Here is a 21,090-nt window from a genome sequence, read left to right as displayed (position 1 = left end):
TGGTGCATCATTAATACCATTTACAGTAATGCTTAACGTACTCGAATCTGTTTGGGTCATTCCACTATCATCAGTTATTGTATACTGAATTACAGGAACTATTCCGTTATAATTTTGATTTGGTGTAAATACATAACTTCCATCTGCATTAATTGCAATTGTACCTACTCCACTAATTGTAACATTAGATCCATCTGCAGTATGAACCGTAGAATCCCCATTAACAACAAATTGAGTTACAGTAATTACTTCTCCACTATTTGGATCAATATCATTCTTTATTAATCCGTCTGCTGCATTTACCGTTAACGTATTGTCTTCATCTATTGTATTTGTATCTGGATTTGCTTGTGGATCTAAGAAATTCTTAGAAAGCGTAAGATTCACTGTTGCTAAATCACATTCCCCTGAAGGGTCACAAATTTGATAAATAAAAGAGTCTGTTGGTGCAATTGTACTTGCTGTTGACGTATATGTTATTGTTCCGTCAGGATTAATAACTACAGTTCCATTTGTAGGATTCGATGAAATTGTTACTGTAAGCGTATCTCCATCAACATCTACATCATTAGGTAATATATTTACCACTACTGGAACCCCTGGGTCTGTTGTTGAAATATCATCTGTTGCAACTGGTGCATCATTTACTGGTGTTACAGAAATATCTAACGTATTACTTTGGGTTAAATTACCATCTGTTGCTGTATAAGTAACTTGTGGTACATTACCATTAAAGTTCTCCGCTGGAGTAAAAATATAACTACCATCTGCATTTATGGTTAATGCTCCTTCTGGTAAAATAGCCGTTGCTCCTACAGGATATGTCGTACCGCCTGCGTTAAATTGTGCAATTGTTAATGCAGTCCCTTCTGTATCTGAATCATTCTTTAATAATCCATCTGCAGCTAAAACTGTTAATGCCATATCTTCTACAACTGTATTTGTATCTGGATTTGTTATTGGCGCATCATTTACTGCATTGATTGTTAAATCTAAGGTTGCTGAATCTGTTAATACACCGTCTGTAACAACATATGTAATTTGTGGTACAGTTCCATTAGTATTATCTGCTGGATCAAACGTATAACTACCGTCTGCATTGATTGTTAATACTCCTTCTGTTAAAGTTACTGTTGTTCCCGCTGGATAAGTCATTCCTCCAACTGTAAACTCTTCAACCATTAAGGCTGCATTTTCTACATCCGTGTCATTATTTATCAATCCATTAGCAGCATCAACCGTTAATAAGGTATCTTCTGTTACTGTATTTGTATCTGCAACCGCATCTGGGGCATCATTAATAGCATTTACAGTAATATCTAAAGTATTGCTTTGTGATAAGCTACCATCTGAAGCTGTATAAGTTACTTGCGGAACTGTTCCATTAAAGTTTGCTTTTGGAACAAAAGTATAGCTACCATCGGCATTAATTGTAAGGTCTCCTTCTGGTAAATTAACTGTAGTTCCTGCTGGATAATTCATTCCGCCAGCATTAAATTGTGAAACCGTTAATGTTGTCCCTTCGGTATCTGAATCATTCTTTAATAATCCATCTGTTGCTAAAACAGATAATGTTACGTCTTCATCTGTTGAGTTTGTATCTGGATTAGTAGAAGGTGCATCATTTATAGCATTGATTGTTAAATCTAATGTAGCTGAATCTGTTAAAGTTCCATCTGTTACTACATATGTAATTTGAGGCACATTACCACTTGCATTATCTGCCGGATCAAATGTATAACTACCATCTCCATTAATTGTCAATACTCCTTCTGGTAGGGTTACTGTTGTTCCTGCTGGATATGTCATTCCTGCAACTGTAAATTCTTGAACAGACAATGTTGCATTTTCTACATCCGTATCATTATTTAATAATCCGTTTGCTGCATCAACAGTTAATAAAGTATCTTCTGTTACTGTATTTGTATCTGCAACCGCATCTGGTGCGTCATTAATTGGACTTACACTTATATCTAATGTTGATGCACTTGTAGTTCCTTTATCATCTGCAACCGTGTAAGTTACTTGTGGTACTGTTCCTACATAATTATCTGCTGGATCAAAAGAATAACTACCGTTAGCATTTATTGTTAATACTCCTTCTGTTAAAGTGATTGGAGATCCAACAACATGATTCATTCCATTTACAGAAAGACTTGTTACTGTTAATGGCCCATTTTCAGTATCAGAATCATTACTTAGTATTCCATTTGCTACCGCTACTGTTAATAACGTATCTTCTGTAGTTGTGTTGGTATCTGGCATTACTGTTGGTGCATCATTTGCTGCCGTAATAGTAATATCTAAATTAGCCGTATCTAGTAAATTTCCGTCAGTAACTGTATAGGTTACTTGCGGTACAGCTCCATTTACATTATCAGCTGGATCAAATGTATAACTACCATTAGAATTTATAGTCAACATTCCTTCTGGTAAATTTACTGTTGTTCCTGCTGGATATGTTCCACCTGCAACACTAAATTCTGTAATCGATAAACTTGCTCCTTCTGGATCTGTATCATTATTCAATAATCCGTTTGCAGCATCTACAACTAAATCTGTATCTTCATTTGTTGTTCCTGTATCATCTGTTGCATCTGGTGTATCGTCAAAACTAACAATACTTAATGTTAATGTACTACTTGCAGTTTGTACTGTAGTTCCAGTATCACTAATTGTATAATTTACAACAGGTACTGCTCCACTATAGTTTGTTTCTGGTGTAAATGTGTAACTACCATCTGCTTCTATTTCTAATGTACCAACTCCTGTTAATACTATTGGATCTCCAACGGTATATGTTGTTCCTCCAATTTCTATTCCTGTTACTGAAATTGTTTCACCAATATTTGGTTCTACGTCATTCTTTAATAATCCGTCTGCCGCAGCAACTGTTAACGTTGCATCTTCATTCACAGAATTTGTATCTGGATTTGCTTGCGGTGGTAATGGATTTTTAGGAACTGTAACCACAACATCTGCTGTATCACAAGCACCTGAAGCATCACATATTTGATATGTAAATGTATCAGTTCCTGTTTGGAATCCAGCATCTGGAGTATAGGTTACTGTATTATCTCCATTTACAACTACATTTCCATTTGGTGGTTGATTTGTAATTGTAATTGTTAATGTATCTCCATCTGCATCTACATCATTTGGTAAAATACTAATTGGTACTGCTATTCCTGGATCTGTTGCTGAAACATCGTCTGCTGCAACTGGCGCATCGTTTATTGGAGTAATGTTTATTTTAAATGTTTCTGTACTTGTAGTTACACCATCACTTACGGTATAAACAACATCTGGTACTGCTCCATTTACATTTTCTGCTGGTGTAAATATGTAACTACCATCAGAATTTATAGTTAATTCACCTTCTGTAAGTGTTACTTTACTTCCTGCTGGATATGTCATTCCTGCAACTGTAAACTGTGTAATACTTAGAGGTTGTCCTTCTGGATCTGAATCGTTACTTAATAAACCTGTAGCTGCTAATGCAGATACATTACCATCTTCTGCAACTGTAACCATATCTATCATTGTAATTGGCTCATCATTGGTTGATGTTACTGTGATATCTAAGGTACTTGTTGTTGTTTTATCTCCATCAGAAACTGTATACGTTACTTGTGGAACCGTTCCATTAAAGTTTGGTTCTGGTGTAAATACATAACTTCCATCTGGTTCTATATCTAATACTCCTACAGTATTTCCAGAGATATCCATTACTGTTATAGGACTACCAACAGTTTCAGGATTTCCATTAATGGATAACGCTGTAATTGTTAAGGTAGAATTTTCTGTATCCGTATCATTATTTAACAATCCATCTGCAACAGCAACTGTAAGTGCCGTATCTTCTGAAGTTGTATTTGTATCTGCAACTGCTGTTGGCGCATCATTGATTGGTTTAACAGTAATTGTTAATGTTGTTGTGTCTGATAACGAACCATCTGATGTTGTATAAGAAATTGCTGGTACTGTACCATTGTAATCGTCTTTTGGTACAAAAATGTAACTACCATCTGAATTAATTGTAAGCGTACCTTCTGTTAAGGTTACTGCACTTCCAGCTGGATAATTTGTTCCTCCTGCATCAAAACTTGCAACGACTAACGATGCATTTTCTGTATCGGTATCATTAGTTAATAATCCTGTTGCTGCAGTAACTGTTAAAGTGGTATCTTCATCTGTTTCTCCTGTATCTGCTAATGCAGCTGGAGGGTCATTTGTTGCCGTTACTGTTAAATTAAGGTTTGCTGTACTGGTATTTACGCCATCTGAAACTGTATACGTAATTACTGGTACTGTTCCACTATAATTATCTGCTGGTTCAAATGTATAACTACCATTAGGGTTGATTACAATTGTTCCTTCTGTTAACGGAATTGAAGCTCCTGGTGTATAATCCATTCCTCCAACAGTAATTTTAGTTACTGAAATTGTAGTTCCTTCTATATCAGAATCATTTGATAATAATCCATTTGCTGCATCTACAGTTAAGTCTGCATCTTCCGCTGTGGTATTTGTATCATCAACAGCTATTGGATTATCATTTATTGGATTAATTGTAATATCTAAATCTGCTGTGTCTGTATCATTTCCATCAGAAACAGTATAAAGAACTGTTGGAACTGCTCCATGTTCATTATCCGTAGGTACAAATACATAACTACCATCAGAATTTATAGTCAGTTTTCCTTTTGCTAAATTAGCTGTACTTCCTGCTACATATGTATTTCCAGAAACTGAAAATTGTGTTACTGTTAGTGTATTATTTTCTGTATCGGTATCATTATTTAATAATCCTGTTGCAGCACTAACAGTTAAGGTTGTATCCTCATCTGTATTTCCAGTATCATCTGTTGCTACTGGTGGATCATTTACTGGTTTAACAGTGATGTTTAATTCTCCATCGGTTGTTAATGAACCATCTGTTGCTATATAGGTAACTTTTGGAACTGCTCCAATATAATTTGGTGCAGGAACAAATGTATAACTACCATCAGAATTTAATGTTAATGTTCCTTCTGATAAATCTGATCCTGTTGATGAACCTGCTGTATAGGTTTTATCTGTACCGTTTACATTTATTACAAACTGTGTAACTGTTAAACCAACTCCTTCAACATCTGAATCATTACTTAATACACCTGATGCGGCATCTTTATTAATTGTTACATCTTCATTGGTTTCTTCGGTATCGTTTACAACTACTGGTGCATCATTGATTGGATTAACCGTGATTGTTAATGTACTTGAATCCGATTGAATCATCGTAACATCATTATCACTTACCGTATAAGTTATTACTGGTACAGTACCGTTAAAATCTTTATCTGTTAATACAAACGTATAACTACCATCTGCTTCTATCTCTAAAGTACCAATTGTTGCTCCACCATTACTTGGGTCTGTTACTGTAATTGGATCTCCTACTGTATGTGACATTCCATTTACAGAAATACCGGTAACCATAATAACATCTCCGTTATTTGGGTCTATATCGTTACTTAATATACCACTAGAAGCTGCTACAGAAACCATAGTTCCTTCATCCAACGTATTTGTATCTGGATTTGCTTGTGGAGGTAATGGGTCTTTTGGAACTTTTACACTTACTATTGCTGTATCAGTACCTCCTCCAGAATCTTGTACTGTATATGTAAAGGTTGCTTTTCCTGCATTAAATCCTGCTGCTGGTGTAAAAGTTAATGTACCATCACCATTATCAACTACTACTCCTTCTGCAGGAATAGGTTGTGTTATTGATGAAATAGTTAAGGTATCTCCTGTATCGACATCTGTATCATTTGGTAATACTGAAATAATTACTGCAACTCCTGGATTAGTTGTTGATTCATCATCAACGGCAACTGGTGCATCATTTACTGCTTTTAAAGTAAGTATTAATGTTGCAGTATCTGTTATAGCTCCATCGGAAACTGTATAGGTTACAAGTGGAATTGCTCCATCATAATTTGGTGTTGGAACAAATACATAACTTCCATCTGAATTAATTGTTAATTTTCCTGAAGTTAAATCTACTGTGCTTCCAGCTGGATAATTCATTCCATCAACATTAAACTGAGTTAATGTTAATGTAGTTCCTTCAGAATCTGTATCGTTTGATAATAATCCTGATGCAGCTAACACTGTTAAAGTTACATCTTCTGTAACTTCATTTACATCGTTTTCTGCTTCTGGTGTATCATTAACCGGAGTTATAGAAATATCTAATGTACTGGTCACAGAATTATCTCCATCTGTAACTGTATAGGTTACTTGTGGAACTGCTCCAGTTTGATTATCTGTTGGATCAAACGTATAACTTCCATCTGCATTTATTGTTAACTTACCTTCTGGTAAAACTATTTCAGTACCAACTGTGTATGGAGTTCCTCCAATACTTAATGCAGTAACCATAAGGCTCGCTGCTGGATCATCTGAATCGGTATCATTCGCTAAAATTCCATTAGCAGCTGTTACCACTAAATCTGTATCTTCTGGTGTTGTATTTGTATCTGCAACCGCAACTGGTGGGTCATCTACTTCAGTAACATTAATAGTTAATGTACTTCCTGCTGTATTTACACCGTCTGTAATTGTATAGGTAGGTGCAATTGAACCACTAAAGTTTTCGGCTGGTTTAAATACATAACTACCATTTGGATTAATTGTTAATTCTCCTTCTGTAAGTGTTACTGTTGTTCCTGCTGGATAGGTTGTTCCTCCAATACTAAATTCTGTAACAGTTAATGCAACTCCTTCTGGATCTGAATCATTATTTAACAAGCCATTTGCTGCATCGACAGATACATCGGTATCTTCTGGAGTTGTAACAGAATCTACATCGGCTACTGGAACATCATTTACTGGCTGAACTGTTAAATCTAACGTTGCAGTATCTGTTAAAGTACCATCTGTAGCAGTATACGTTACTTGTGGTACTGGGCCATTATAATCTGCTTTAGGTGCAAAAGTATAACTACCATCTGCATTTATTGTAAGATCTCCTTCGGTAAGATTAACTGTTGTTCCAGGAGTATAGCTCATTCCGTTTACAGTAAATTCTGAAACCATTAATGCAGGGCCATCAGAATCTGTATCGTTTGCTAATAAACCACTAGCAGCATTTACTGTTAATGGTGAATCTTCAGTTACTGTGTTTGTATCATTTTCTGCTACTGGTGTATCATTCACCTCATCTACAGTAATTGTTAATGTTGTAGATGCAGTGTTTATTCCATCAGTAATTGTATAGGTTGCAACCACATTTGGCGCACTACTAAAGTTATCTTTTGGATCAAAAATATAACTACCATCTGCATTTATTGTGATCACTCCTTCTGGAATTGTTACTGCTGTTCCTGCTGGATTTGTAACACCGTTTACAGTGAATTCTGTAATAACTAGCGCTACATTTTCTGTATCTGTGTCATTAATTAATAATCCGTTTGCTTTATCAACTACTAAATCAGTGTCTTCATTTGTATTGTTCGTTTCTGGATTTGCAACTGGTGGATCATTTTGTGGCATTACAGTTAAATCTAACGTACTACTACTTGTTAATGGATTCACTGCATTATTATCACTGATTACATAGGTTACTTGTGGAACTGGTCCATTATAATTTGCAGCTGGATCAAATGAATAACTTCCATCTTCTAAAATAACTAACGTTCCTTCTGGTAAGTTAGCTGTAGCTCCTGTAGTTGGATCTACGGTATAATTTGTTCCGTTAACAGTAAACTGAGTCACTTTTAATGTAGTACTATCTACATCTGTATCATTTGGAGTAATTAATCCATTTGCAGCTGTAATCTCTAGTTTTGTATCCTCTGTTACATTATTTGTATCTGGATTTGCAACTGGAGCATCATTAATCGCGTTAATCGTAATATCTAATGTACTCGATGCTGTTTTATTACCATCAGTAACGGTATAAGTTACTTGTGGTACAGCTCCATTATAATTTTCTGCTGGATTAAATGCATAACTACCATCTCCATTAATTGTCAATTGTCCTTCTGTTAACGTAACTGTACTTCCTGGAGCATATGTTGTTCCATTAACAATAAATTCTGACACTGTTAAATTAGAACCTTCTACATCTGTATCTTCAGAAGCTGCATTTCCGCCTGATGTTATCAATCCGTCCGCTGCTAAAACAGATAACAAGGTATCTTCATTTGTAGCATTAGTATCTGGTTTTGCAACTGGTGCATCATTTACTTCTGTTACCGTAATATCTAAAGTGCTAGTATCTGTTGCTCCATTATTATCTGAAAGCGTATAGGTTACTTGAGGTACTGCTCCACTAAAGTTTGTATCTGGTGTAAATGTATAGCTACCATCTGCTTCTATATCTAATACTCCAACATTTAGAATTGTTATCGGATCTCCAACTGTGTAAGAAGTTGCTCCAATCATTATATCGGTAATAGATATAGTATCTCCAGGATTTACATCTTGGTCATTACTTAATAATCCGCTTGCCACAGGAACCGAAGTTGTTCCGCTATCTTCTGTTACTGTATTTGTATCTGGATTCGCTTCTGGTGGTAATTGATTTAAAGGAACTGTAATTGTTACCGTTGCTGTATCACACGCTGATGAACCATCACAAACTTGGTATTCAAATGTATCTGTACCTGTAAATCCTGCGCTTGGAGTATATGTAATTGTTCCATTTGCATTTATAGTAGCTGTTCCGTTTGATGGTGCTGTAGCAATACTATTTACTGTTAAGGCATCATTATCACCATCAGAATCGTTTAATAAAACATTTACAATAACTGCAACTCCAGGATCTGTTCCAGAAGTATCATCCGTTGCAACTGGAATATCATTAGCTGGGGTTACAGCCAAGTTTAATGTACTACTATTGTCTAATGTACCATCTGTAGTTGTATATGTAATTTCTGGGAAACTACCGCTAAAATTAGCAGCTGGTGTAAATGTATAGCCTCCATCAGGATTTAATGTTATTTCTCCTTCTGGTAAGGTAACTTTTGTACCTGCTGGATAGGTCATTCCTCCAACACTAAACTCTTTAACTGTTAAGGTTGTGCTTGTATCTACATCTGTATCATTGGCTAATACTCCTGGCCCTGCAACTGTAGTTGTACCACTATCTTCTGCAACTGTATTTGTATCTGGATTTGCAACTGGTGCATCATTTACTGGACTAACACTAATGTTTAATGTTGTGTCTTTAGAATTAACACCGTCTGTTGCTGTATACGTTATTTCTTTTACAGTTCCGTTAAAATCTGCTGCTGGATCAAATACATAGCTACCGTTACTATTCAAAGTAATAGTTCCTTGTACAGTTGATCCGTCAGTAATTGTTACTGTTGTTCCCGCTGGATATACTGTTGCATCCCCGTCAATTTTTATACCTGAGACTGTTAATGTTGTTCCTTCTGTATCAGAATCATTCATTAATACTCCATTAGCAGCACTAACAATTAAATCGGTGTCTTCTGAAGTTGAATTAGTATCTGCAACTAAAGTTGGATCATCATTTATTGGGTTTACTGTAACATTAAATACACCTGTATCAGTTAAACTACCGTCACTTACTGTATAAGTAACTGGTGGTAATGAACCAGTAAAATTATCTGCTGGATCAAATGTAAAACTACCATCACTTTTGATAGTAAGTTTACCTTCAGGTAAATTTATTTCAGAACCTACTGGATACATATTTCCTCCTATTTCTAGGTTGGTAATAATAGTTAAAGCGGTTCCTTCTGCATCTGTATCATTTGCTAATAAGTTAGTAGCCGCGGTAGATGTTAATATTGAATCTTCATCTACAGAAGCGGTATCATCTACTGCAACTGGTGGGTCATTTACTGGACCAACTGAAAGATTTAATGTACTTGTTGCTGTTGCTGCACCATCGCTTATCGTATAATTTACTGTTGCAACTGTACCGCTAAAGTTTGTAGCTGGTATAAATGCATAACTACCATCTGAATTAATGGTTAAATCTCCTTGTGTAACTCCTCCGTCTACAACTGTAACTGTTGTTCCTGCAGCATAGGTAGTTGAACCAATTACAAATTCTGTAACGGTTAATGTTGCATTTTCTATATCGGTATCATTAGAAGTTGCATTCCCTCCTGAAACAATTAATCCATCTGCAGCTACTACTGATAAAGCGGTATCTTCTAATGTAGAATTAGTATCTGGTTGTGCTATTGGTGCATCATTAACAGGTGTAATGGTAATATCTAACGTTGTTGTTGCTATTGCATTTGTTGAAGCTCCATCAGTTACTGTATACGTAACTTGTGGGATTGCTCCAGTTTCGTTTGCTTTTGGAACAAATGTATAACTACCATCAGAGTTCATTGTTAAATCTCCTTTGGCCAAATTAGCAGTTTGACCTGCATTATATGTCATTCCATCAACTGTAAATGTAGTAAGGTCTAAGTTTGCTCCTTCTACATCAGAATCGTTGGTATCTATTACTCCATCTGCTTTAGCAACAGTTAATGTAGTATCTTCTGCTGTTGTATTTGTATTTGGTGCTACTATTGGAGCGTCATTTAATGGATTTACAGTTAAATTAAGTGTACTAACACTATTTGTTGCATCTGATAATCCTGTTGTATCAGTAATTGTATAGGTTACTTCTGGTACTGTTCCGCTAAAATTAGCAGCTGGCGCAAAAGTATAACTACCATCAGATTCTATTTCTAATACTCCAACATTTGGAATAGTAATTGGCGAACCTACAGTATAACTTGTACCACCAATTGTAATTGCTGTAACAGAAAAGTTATCTCCATTAGAATCTGTATCATTATTTAATAATCCATTAGCTGCATTTATTGATAATGTTGAATCTTCATCTAAGGTATTTGTATCTGGATTCGCATTTGGTGGCAATGGATTAATTGGTACTGTTACAACAACATCTGCTGTATCACAAGCTGGTGTTGGTGAATTATTATCACAAATTTGATAGGTAAATGTATCTGTTCCTGTATCAAATCCTGCATTAGGTGTATAAGTAACTGTATTATCTATATTCACAACGACCATTCCGTTTGGTGGTTGCGTAGTAATTGTTACGGTTAATGGGTCACCATCATTATCTACATCATTTGGTAAAATTGCTATGGTTACTGGAACACCTGGATCTGTACCTGAAACATCATCGGTAGCTACAGGTTCGTCATTAACAGCTGTAATTGATAAATTTAATATTCCTGAATCTGTATTAGTACCATCTGTCGCTGTATAAGAAATTGGTGGTACTGCACCCGTTGTATTTGGTGATGGAATAAATACATAACTACCATTTGAATTAATAGTAATTGTTCCTTCTGGTGTTGTCACTGTACTTCCAGCAGGGTATGTCATTCCGCCAACTGTAAATTCTGTTACGGTTAATCCTGTTGGTGATTCTGTATCAGTATCATTATTTAGCAAACCATTTGCTGCGTCTACTGTAAGTGTTGTATCTTCTGTAACTGTATTAGTATCATTATTTACAACAGGTGGGTCATTTACTGGAGTAACTGTTAAATCTAGCGTACTCGTAGCTGTTAAACCTCCAGAAATTTGTTCTGTAACTGTATAGGTAATTGTTGGTACAGTTCCACTATAATTTGAAGCTGGCATAAATACATAACTTCCGTCTGCTTCAATATCAATTGTACCTACTGTAGTTGCACCATCCATAATAGTTATTGGAGCTCCAATAGTTGTGTAATTAGTTCCTCCTATTTCTATATTGGTAATTAATAGCGCATTATTTTCTACATCCGTATCATTTAAGTCTATTAATCCGTTTGCCTTGTCTACCGTTAAATTTGTATCTTCTATAGTTGTGTTAGTATCAGGGTTTGCGACTGGTGCATCATTTACTGCAGTTGTCGTAATTTTTAATGTACTTGTAGCAAGCGAATTCCCATCAGAAATTGTGTAGGTTACATCTAAATCTCCAATAAAATTATCTGCTGGATCAAAAACATAACTTCCATCTGAATTTATGGTTAAAATCCCTTCAGTTAACGTAACTGTTGTACCTGCTGCATGAGTTGCTCCATTAACAGTAAATTCTGTTACAGAAAGTGCATCACTTTCTGTGTCTGTATCTTCAGAACCTGCATTTCCTCCCGAAGTTATTAATCCATCTGCCGCAACTACAGATAAAGTAACATCTTCTGCTGTTGTATTGGTATCTGGTCTTGCAACTGGTGTATCATTTACTGGTGTAATATTAATATCTAATGTTGCAGATGCTGTTGGATTGGTAGTTGCACCGTCTGTAACTGTATAGGTTACTTGAGGTATTGCTCCAGTTTCATTTGCATTAGGAACAAATGTATAGCTACCATCAGAATTAATGGTTAAATCTCCTTTTGCTAAATTTACGGTTTGTCCTGCATTATAAACGGTTGCATCTCCTGCAACTGTAAATGTTGTAACTGCTAATGACGCACCTTCTACATCGGTATCATTCGTATCTATTAAACCATCTGCTTTAGCAACTGTTAGTGTAGTATCTTCTGTTGTTGTATTTGTATTATCAACAACTGTAGGAGCATCATTTACTTCTGTAACGGTAATTTTTAATTCTGCTGTATCTGTTAAACTGGTTGAATCTGTTACTGTATATATAATAGTCGGTGTCATTCCGCTAAAGTTTGCAGCGGGTGTAAACACATAACTACCATCAGATTCTACATCTAAAACTCCAACAGTTGTTCCCATTGCATCTTTTACATCAAAAGGATCACCTACTGTAAATGTTGTTCCGTTTACACTTAAACTTGTAACAGTTTTTGTGTCATTAAAGTTTGGATCTGTATCATTGGTTAATAAACCATTTGCAGTAACCACTGTTAATGTTGTGTCTTCATTTACACTTCCTGCATCATTATTTCCAACAGGTGGTAAATTACTTGTTGGTACTGTTATCGTAACCGTTGCAGTATCACATAAACCAGCAGGGTCACAAATTTGATACATAAAACTATCTGTTGCTGCTGTAACAGTTGGGTTTGGTGTATATTTTATTGTACCATCTGGATTTATTGTTGCTGTTCCTTGACTTGGCCCCGAAGCTGCAACAATAGTTGTGGTTAAAGTATCTCCATCTGGATCATTATCGTTAGGTGAAACTGGTATATCTATTGCTACGCCTGGATCTGTTGCTGCTGTATCATCTTCTGCAACCGGTGCATCATTTACTGGTGTAATAGATAAAGTTAATGTTCCGTTAGTTGTTAATACTCCATCACTTGCTGTATACGTAATAGTTGGAATTGTTCCTGTTGAGTTTTCATTTGGAATGAACACATAACTACCATCACTATTGATTGTTAAACTTCCAGTAGCTAATGGTACTGTTGTTCCTGCTGGATATGTTGTTCCTCCTACTGTAAATTGTGTAACTGTTAATGCAGATCCTTCTGGGTCTGAATCGTCATCTAACAATCCATCACCACTTCCAGCTAAAACAGTTAATGTTGTATCTTCTGTAACTGTATTTGTATCATCCACTACCACTGGTGGATCATTTACTGCAGTTACTGTAATATCTAATGTACTAGAAGCTGTTAAACCTCCTGCAATTTGTTCTGTAACTGTATACGTTATTTGTGGTACAGTTCCATTATAATTTGATGCTGGTGTAAATACATAACTACCATCTGGCTCTATATCTATAACACCAACCGTAACTGCCCCATCCATAATCGTAATAGGATCACCAATGTTTGTGAAGTTTGTTCCGCCTATTTCTATATTGGTAATTAATAAGGTATTACTTTCTACATCTGTATCGTTTAAATCTATTAATCCGTTTGCTTTATCAACCGTAATTGGATTTTCTTCTGTAGTTGTATTTGTATCTGGGTTTGCAACCGGTGTATCATTATCTGGTGTTACCGTTAATGCTAACGTTGCAGTATCTATATCTTCTCCATCACTAACTGTATAAGTAGCTACAGGCACTGTACCAACAAAGTTACTTGCAGGGTTAAATACATATCCACCATCAGAATTTATTGTTAAATTTCCTTCGGTTAACATTACTGTTGTTCCAGCTGGATAATTCATGCTGTTTATAGTAAACTGTGTAATATTTAGGGTTGCACTATCAGAATCTGTATCATCTTTTAATAATCCATCTGGGCTACTTCCTAAGACCGTTAATTGTGTATCTTCTGGCGTATCATCTGTATCATTTACTGCCATTGGCGGATTGTTAACTCCGTTTATTGCGATTCCAATAGTAGCTTGATTCGATGTTTGCATTAATGCATCTTGTATCGTATAGTTTATACTTGCATCTCCATTAAAACCCATTTCAGGTGTAAAAGATACTTGTCCCATATTGGTTACAGTATAAGATCCTTTACCTACAATAACTAATGGTGTTGTTGAATTACCAGTATTTGATGGATTAGCTGGGTCTATTAAAACAATGGATCCAAGGACTAATGTTGTACTACCTGAAGCCGTATCGTTACCTCCTATTGCTGGGACAATTACCATTGAATCTTCTGGTGCAGAAAAACCTAAATCATCAACAGCTACGGGTGGTGTTGGAATCGTTAAGGTTGCCACATCAGAAATTACTTCACACTTATAATCTGTAGTCGATATTTTAACTCTAAATTTATGTGTGTCCATTGCAGCCGTTGCGCCAGTAATTTTTAATGTATTGGTGGTTGCATCTGAATAATTTCCAGCATTTGTAACATCTGTAAACGTTGTTCCTCCATCGGTACTAATTTGCCATTGAAATATAGTTCCGTTTGAAGCAGAAGGGATTGTTATAGTCGCTCCTACCGCAATTGTTTGATCTGCAGGTTGTGTTGTAAAAGTTGGTGCTGTTCCTACAGTAGTTACTGGTGCAGAAGTACCTGTATATGCTGTTGCAAAACCTGTTACTTGTCCGGTTGTTGCATCATATCCTGTTCCAGCTACTTCACCTGCTTTGGTTGTACTTTCTATATGTCCAGCTTCTACGGCATCTGAACATCCATCGTCATCTGAATCTGTATCTAAATGATTTGCTAAGTCAGTACCATCTGTATTTATTAATTGACAAATGTTGGATACTAAACTATATCCTTCGTTTCTAAAATCTGCTTGTGGTGAAGTAAATCCAGTATGACTTGCTGTAAATTCAAATTTTTGATCTAAAAATTGTGTATTAAAAACTATTTTCCATGTTGGTGGAGTTCCATTATCATATTCTGCTCCTTGTAAAATAGATTGTCCAGAGGTAATAATTGTTCCGTCTGCTATATTTAATTGATTATCTGGATCTATTACTGTTGCAGTAACCCCAGGATTCCAAACTAATTTAATTGATTGTTCATCATTATCATTTTTAGCATTGGTGCTTCCTACTAAATTTGGTCCCCATTCTACTGTATTTAATACAGTATTTGCTTGTGGAGTTACCGAAATTACTGCCTGATAAGATCCGTTTGTAGAAGAGTCGTCTAAATTATAATGTACTCCATTTGCAGTTGCAACTAAATTTGATGCTGCTAAATTTGTGGCAACATTATTTAATGAAACTTTATAATCTGCAGAAACTGCTCCTTTTGTAAAAGCGCCTTCAAATGATTTTGTAGCTCCTGTAATTACAGTATTAGCTGTGGTTATTGCTGCTTCTCCTACACCACATTCTAGTTCTGCTGTATCTAAAAGACCATCATTGTCATCATCTAAATCTGAAATATCTGGTACGCCATCACCATCGGTATCTGTACATTTATTTAATGAATTTACTATGGCTAAATAATACGTTGGAGTTGCATCTGGATTACCATCTGTATTTGAATCTACTGCATCTGGAAGACCATCACTATTTTGATCTGTAGCTGTACCTGCCATTGCTGGATGCTTAAAGTTAGCTGTGGTTGCAGTTGTTGTTCCTGCTTCAAAAGCATCTGAACAACCATCGTCATCAGAATCTAAATCTAAGTGATTTGCTTCTCCTGTACCATCTGTGTTTTCTAAGAAACAAACATCTGTCATTAAACCATATCCTTCTGTTCCTAAAGCTGCTGTTCCTGTATGAGCTGTTGTTATCGTAAATGCTGTTGATGCAAACGAAGTGTCGAATACAATTTGCCAAGTTGGTTGATTTGTATCTGTAAAACTAGCTGTTTGAGTGATTGAAGCTCCAGAACTAATGGTAGTATTATCAAGTGATCCTGAAAGTTGCCCGTCTGGATCCATAATAGTAGCTGGTACATTTGGCGACCATGTTAAAACAATTGTTTGACTTATATTATCGTTTTCTGTATCAGCATTACTTAAAATTCCTGGTCCCCAGGTTACTTTATTTAATAAACTATTTGCTTGTGGCGTTAATGTAGTTGTTGAAGTAAAAGCTGTAACATTATCATTAAATATATAATGTACCCCTTCTGCAGTGGAATAATTATTTGCTGCTACTAAAGCAAATACAGCATCTGAAAGATCAATTGTATAATCTACTGTAGCATTCCCTCTAGAAAAGTTTCCTGCAATCATTTTTGTTGCAGTACCATAGGTAGTTGTTTGTGCTGCACCTATACCGCAATTTAATTCTACTGTGTCTAAAATACCATCATTGTCGTCATCTAAATCTGTAATATCTGGTACCCCATCATTATCTGTATCTAAACAAGCTTTTACCATATTATCTAGGGCTCTAAAATAAGTAGATGCATAATCTGGTACACCGTCCGATCCTGGTGCAGCATCAACTGCATCTGGTAGTCCATCACTATTGGCGTCAGTAATTGTACCAGTTGTTGTAGAGAACGTAAAATCTGTTGTTGTATCTGTAGTTGCTCCTGCCTCAAAAGCATCAGAACATCCATCTCCATCAGAATCTGGATCTAATCTATCTACTAAAGCATCTCCATCTGTATTTTTATCTATACAAGAAAATTTTGAATCTTTTTCGGAAAGCTTAAAACCTTCAATTGATTTGTCAAAAACTCCTGCAGAAAAAACAATTTTATATTTACTATTTGTACCTTGATAAGCGGCAATCTGTGTACCGTTTCTCTTTAAGGTTATAAATCCTGTATTATCTATATCCATTTCAAACTTATCATTCGCGGAAAAAGATCCAATCCCTGTTTGTACATTATTATGCAATCTCGAAAGTGAGCCACCGTGGCTTAGATAAATTTTTTCACCTCTATCTAAATAACCAATTGGTGTTTCTGTTTGGTTTGTAGATATTAAACCAATCATAGCAGTACCATTTGTATCTTTAGCTGTAAATTCTAAGTGTATGGGTAAAGAATATTCTTGATCTGAATAAGCTGATCTCCAAGCATTATTACTTGTTAACTCTAATGTTGATCCATTAAAACTATCAATTATAGCTGTTGTCCCATGAAAAGTTAAACTAGTTAAATCTTCTTCAGTTCCACAACTTAATGATTCTTCTGTATCTAATACCCCATCATTATCATCATCTAGATCGGTAACATCTGGTACACCATCATTGTCTGTATCTGTACAAGCATTAATTGTACCTTCTAATGCATAGGTTGTATAGGTTGATGAAGAAACCGAATAATCTGGAATACCATCTAAATTTGTATCTAATGAATCTGCTAAACCATCTTTATTAGTATCACCACTTAAAGTAGTAGATGGAAATTTAAAGTCTGCAGTTTTATCTGTAGTTGCACCTGCTTCGAAAGCATCAGAACAACCATCTCCATCAGAATCTAAATCTAAGCTGTTTACTGGTGTAACACCGTCTGTGTTTCCAACTTCATCGGTATCTAAAACACCATCATTATCATCATCTACATCACAGATATCATTTACACCATCGCCATCAGAATCACTTGGAGTTACAAAACCTGGTGTAGGGTTTGCACAAGGATCTGTAGTTGTTAGTGTTGCACTTCTTATAATTCTAGTACACGCATTATCTACATGAGTAACAACAACATAATATTGATTGTTATTTAACCCTGTAGTGCTACTTATGTTTAATGTATTGGTAGTTGTTGTTGTATAGACTCCTGTGTTTGTTAAAGCGGTACCACTTGCATCTGGATCTCCTAAATACCATTGATATCTTAGCCCTGCATTTGCACCTCCTGCTGCACCATATGCCGGATTTCCTCCTACATAAGTTACTCCTGTTTCTGCACTTCCAGTTACTGTAAAAGTAGTAGCTACTCCTTCATTTTCGTTTTTATCTGCTAAGGTTGCAGGTGTAACAGTTACTTGTGTAGCTTCATATTCTTTTCCTGTAACACCGTCGTAAGTTCCTGTTGCTATAGTTCCAGATGTAATTACTTGTCCTGTTGCATTAAAACCATCTCCATCTAAAATTCCATCATCATTGGCATCTGTACCTCCAGATTCTATGGCATCTTTACAACCATCTCCATCAGAATCTAAATCAAAACCATCTGGTGTACCATCATTGTCGGTATCTCTAGCACCTACACAGGAAACTAAAGGTTCATTTTTTATAATTGCATTTATTTCTGCTTGGGTAATAGCTCTATCGTAATGATAAACTTCATCCATTAAACCGTGAAAGAAGTTAATTTCACCATTCCCTTCATCAAAAGCATCTCCTGCATTTGAAAACCCTAAACCAGAATCGCTAGTATGTCTTGCTAATTCACCAAAACCTGTATTATTATTAGGCTGTAATACAATAGGATTTTGAAGTACGTTATTATCTTCTACTAGGTAAAGTGAAGTATTTGCAACACCATCTAAATAGGAAGTAAATACACCATTTTCATAAACTAAGGCAACATGATACCATACGTTTGCTGATATGTTTGAAGAAAACGTTTTATACATGTCTTGTCCTTCTTGTACAACAAATTCTAAGGTTGAACCATCTAATCTAATTCCAACTCCATTTGTAGCACCACCTTCGTCTATTATTGTTTGAATACCTGTAAGATCATTTGCTTTAAACCACAATGCATGTGTAAAATTTGTAATTGCTGCTTCTAAAAAATCACTAGCTCCTAAACCAAATCTTACTCCTTGATTTGTACCATTAAAAGTAGCTGAGTGTGTACCAAACTTTTTATCTGTAGATGAAAAACCTGGTGCATTAACGCTTCCTGGATTGTCTGCATTAAATGCTGGTGTAGATTGGTCATTGGTAGAATTATCCATTGGCCAATATCCATCATAATCTGTTGTAGAATCTACACAACCTTCGTTGGTGTCTAGAATTCCATCGTTATCATTATCTAGATCACAACTGTCATTTATACCGTCTGCATCTCTATCGTTTGCTGTTACTGTGCCAACAATTGCGCCTACTACACATGCATCTGGTAAAAGTAATGTAGCACCACTTTGTACTTTTGAACATGCATTATTATTGTGCGTAATTTCTACAAAATATTGGTTGTCTCCTAAACCTGTAGAATTACTTATATTTAATGTTGCCGTAGTTACATTACTGTAAACCCCTGTATTGGTTAACGCTGTACCACCAGAAGATGGGTCTCCTAAATACCATTGATAATTTAGACCTGTTGCATCACCTGCTGTACCATACGTTGGTGTACCTGAAGTATAACCAGTTGCAGTATCTGCTCTTGCTACAACTGTAAAACTAGCTGCATCTCCTTCACTTGCAACATTTTGATTTGCAGTTGGTGTAGTAATTACTGTTTGGATTGCAGTTGTTTCTTCTTTGTTTGCCGTAAGACCATTATAACCATTTGTAGCATTTGTTCCAGTTACTTGACCATATGTAGCGTCATTAGTTGTATTGTTATAAGTATAAGGTGCTTCACCTAATATACCATCGCCATCTGGATCGTTACCTCCAGATTCTAAAACATCATTACAACCATCACCATCAGAGTCTAAGTCTAAACTATTTATTATTCCATCATTATCTGTATCTACACTACATTCAAACCAAAGACCTATAGAGCTTGCTTGTGCACCTCCTACAGCAGTTAAATTTATAGTAATTGTGCTTGCATTTGTTGAATAATGTACACTAGTTCCATTGTCTGTACTATCAGTAGAAACCGTATTTGTATTTACGCCAGTCCAATTACCTCCATCTCCTTGTGATTCTAAAAATTCCCAAGGATCTCCATTGGTTTCAAAGCTTATAAATTCATTGGTGTTTGTCTCTTCTCCATCTAAAGCAAGTAAATTTATGGGAGTTGCAACACCATTTAATGTTGCTGTAAAATTGACCGAATATTCAACAGTTCTAGCACCTGTAATTTCTAAAGCATCAAAATCACTAGGGGTATCATATAAATTATATAAATTCGAACCTCCCCATTTTTTTAAATCTACTGCTCTAACCGCAGCTGCATTAGTAGCGTTTGCTGCATCTACAGAAAATGTAGCTGTAACTTCTAATCCAGTTGCAAGTGTTACTGTTTTTGTGTCTCCATCTTGAATACCATCGTCTAAAGGCGCTCCTGCCCAATCGAAAATATAAATTTCTTCTTTTCTTTTACCTGTTCCTGAATTTGGATTTGCATTTCCTGTACATGATTCTTCAGTATCTAAAATACCATCATTATCATCGTCTGTATCACACTCATTATTTATTCCATCTGCATCAGGATCATTTGCTGTAACTGTTCCTACTATTGCTCCATCTGTACATGGCATTACCACACAAGTAATTGTTGCTTCCCAACCAGATTCATTTTCAGAGAAATCCGACTCAAACTCAAAAAATAATGAATCTCCAGTTGATGTTATAGTTCCTGGAGAATTTGTACAATAAGTACCTAATAAAGTTGCTGTAGCATCTGCCCCATCGTATATTTTTAAAACATCCCAACTACAATTTGTCTCATCTTCAACATTCCAAGATGTGAATTCAAATTGTAAAGGCGTGCCTGTAGTTGAAGTAAACTTTTTAGAAAACGTTTCATCATTAGAATAATTACCACCTGATCCTCCAGAATCTACAAATGTACCTGAGCATGTAGTAACATCTGCGGCCTCATTTATACTATAGGTTTGAGCATTAATGCTAAAAACCATTAATAACATAAACACTAGTATTATTAATGGTTTGTTTTGTGATTTTTTAAAACGAGAATAACGTATCAT

Annotated in this window: 1 protein-coding gene (only partly in view); it reads right to left on the bottom strand. The window is 35.7% G+C overall.

What is annotated here, in order from left to right:
- A protein-coding gene (locus tag OD91_RS09140) for an Ig-like domain-containing protein (protein ID WP_144896084.1) crosses the window boundary here: on the bottom strand, positions 1–21,090 show its 5' portion. 7,722 nt of this gene lie to the left of the window's left edge; only the first 21,090 of its 28,812 coding nucleotides appear in the window; it begins with the start codon at positions 21,088–21,090; its stop codon lies off the left edge, out of view.

The sequence above is a fragment of the Lutibacter sp. Hel_I_33_5 genome (assembly GCF_007827455.1).
GTDB lineage: Bacteria > Bacteroidota > Bacteroidia > Flavobacteriales > Flavobacteriaceae > Polaribacter.
Note: the sequence above shows the minus strand (reverse complement) of the source record. Positions and strands in the feature narration are given on the sequence as shown.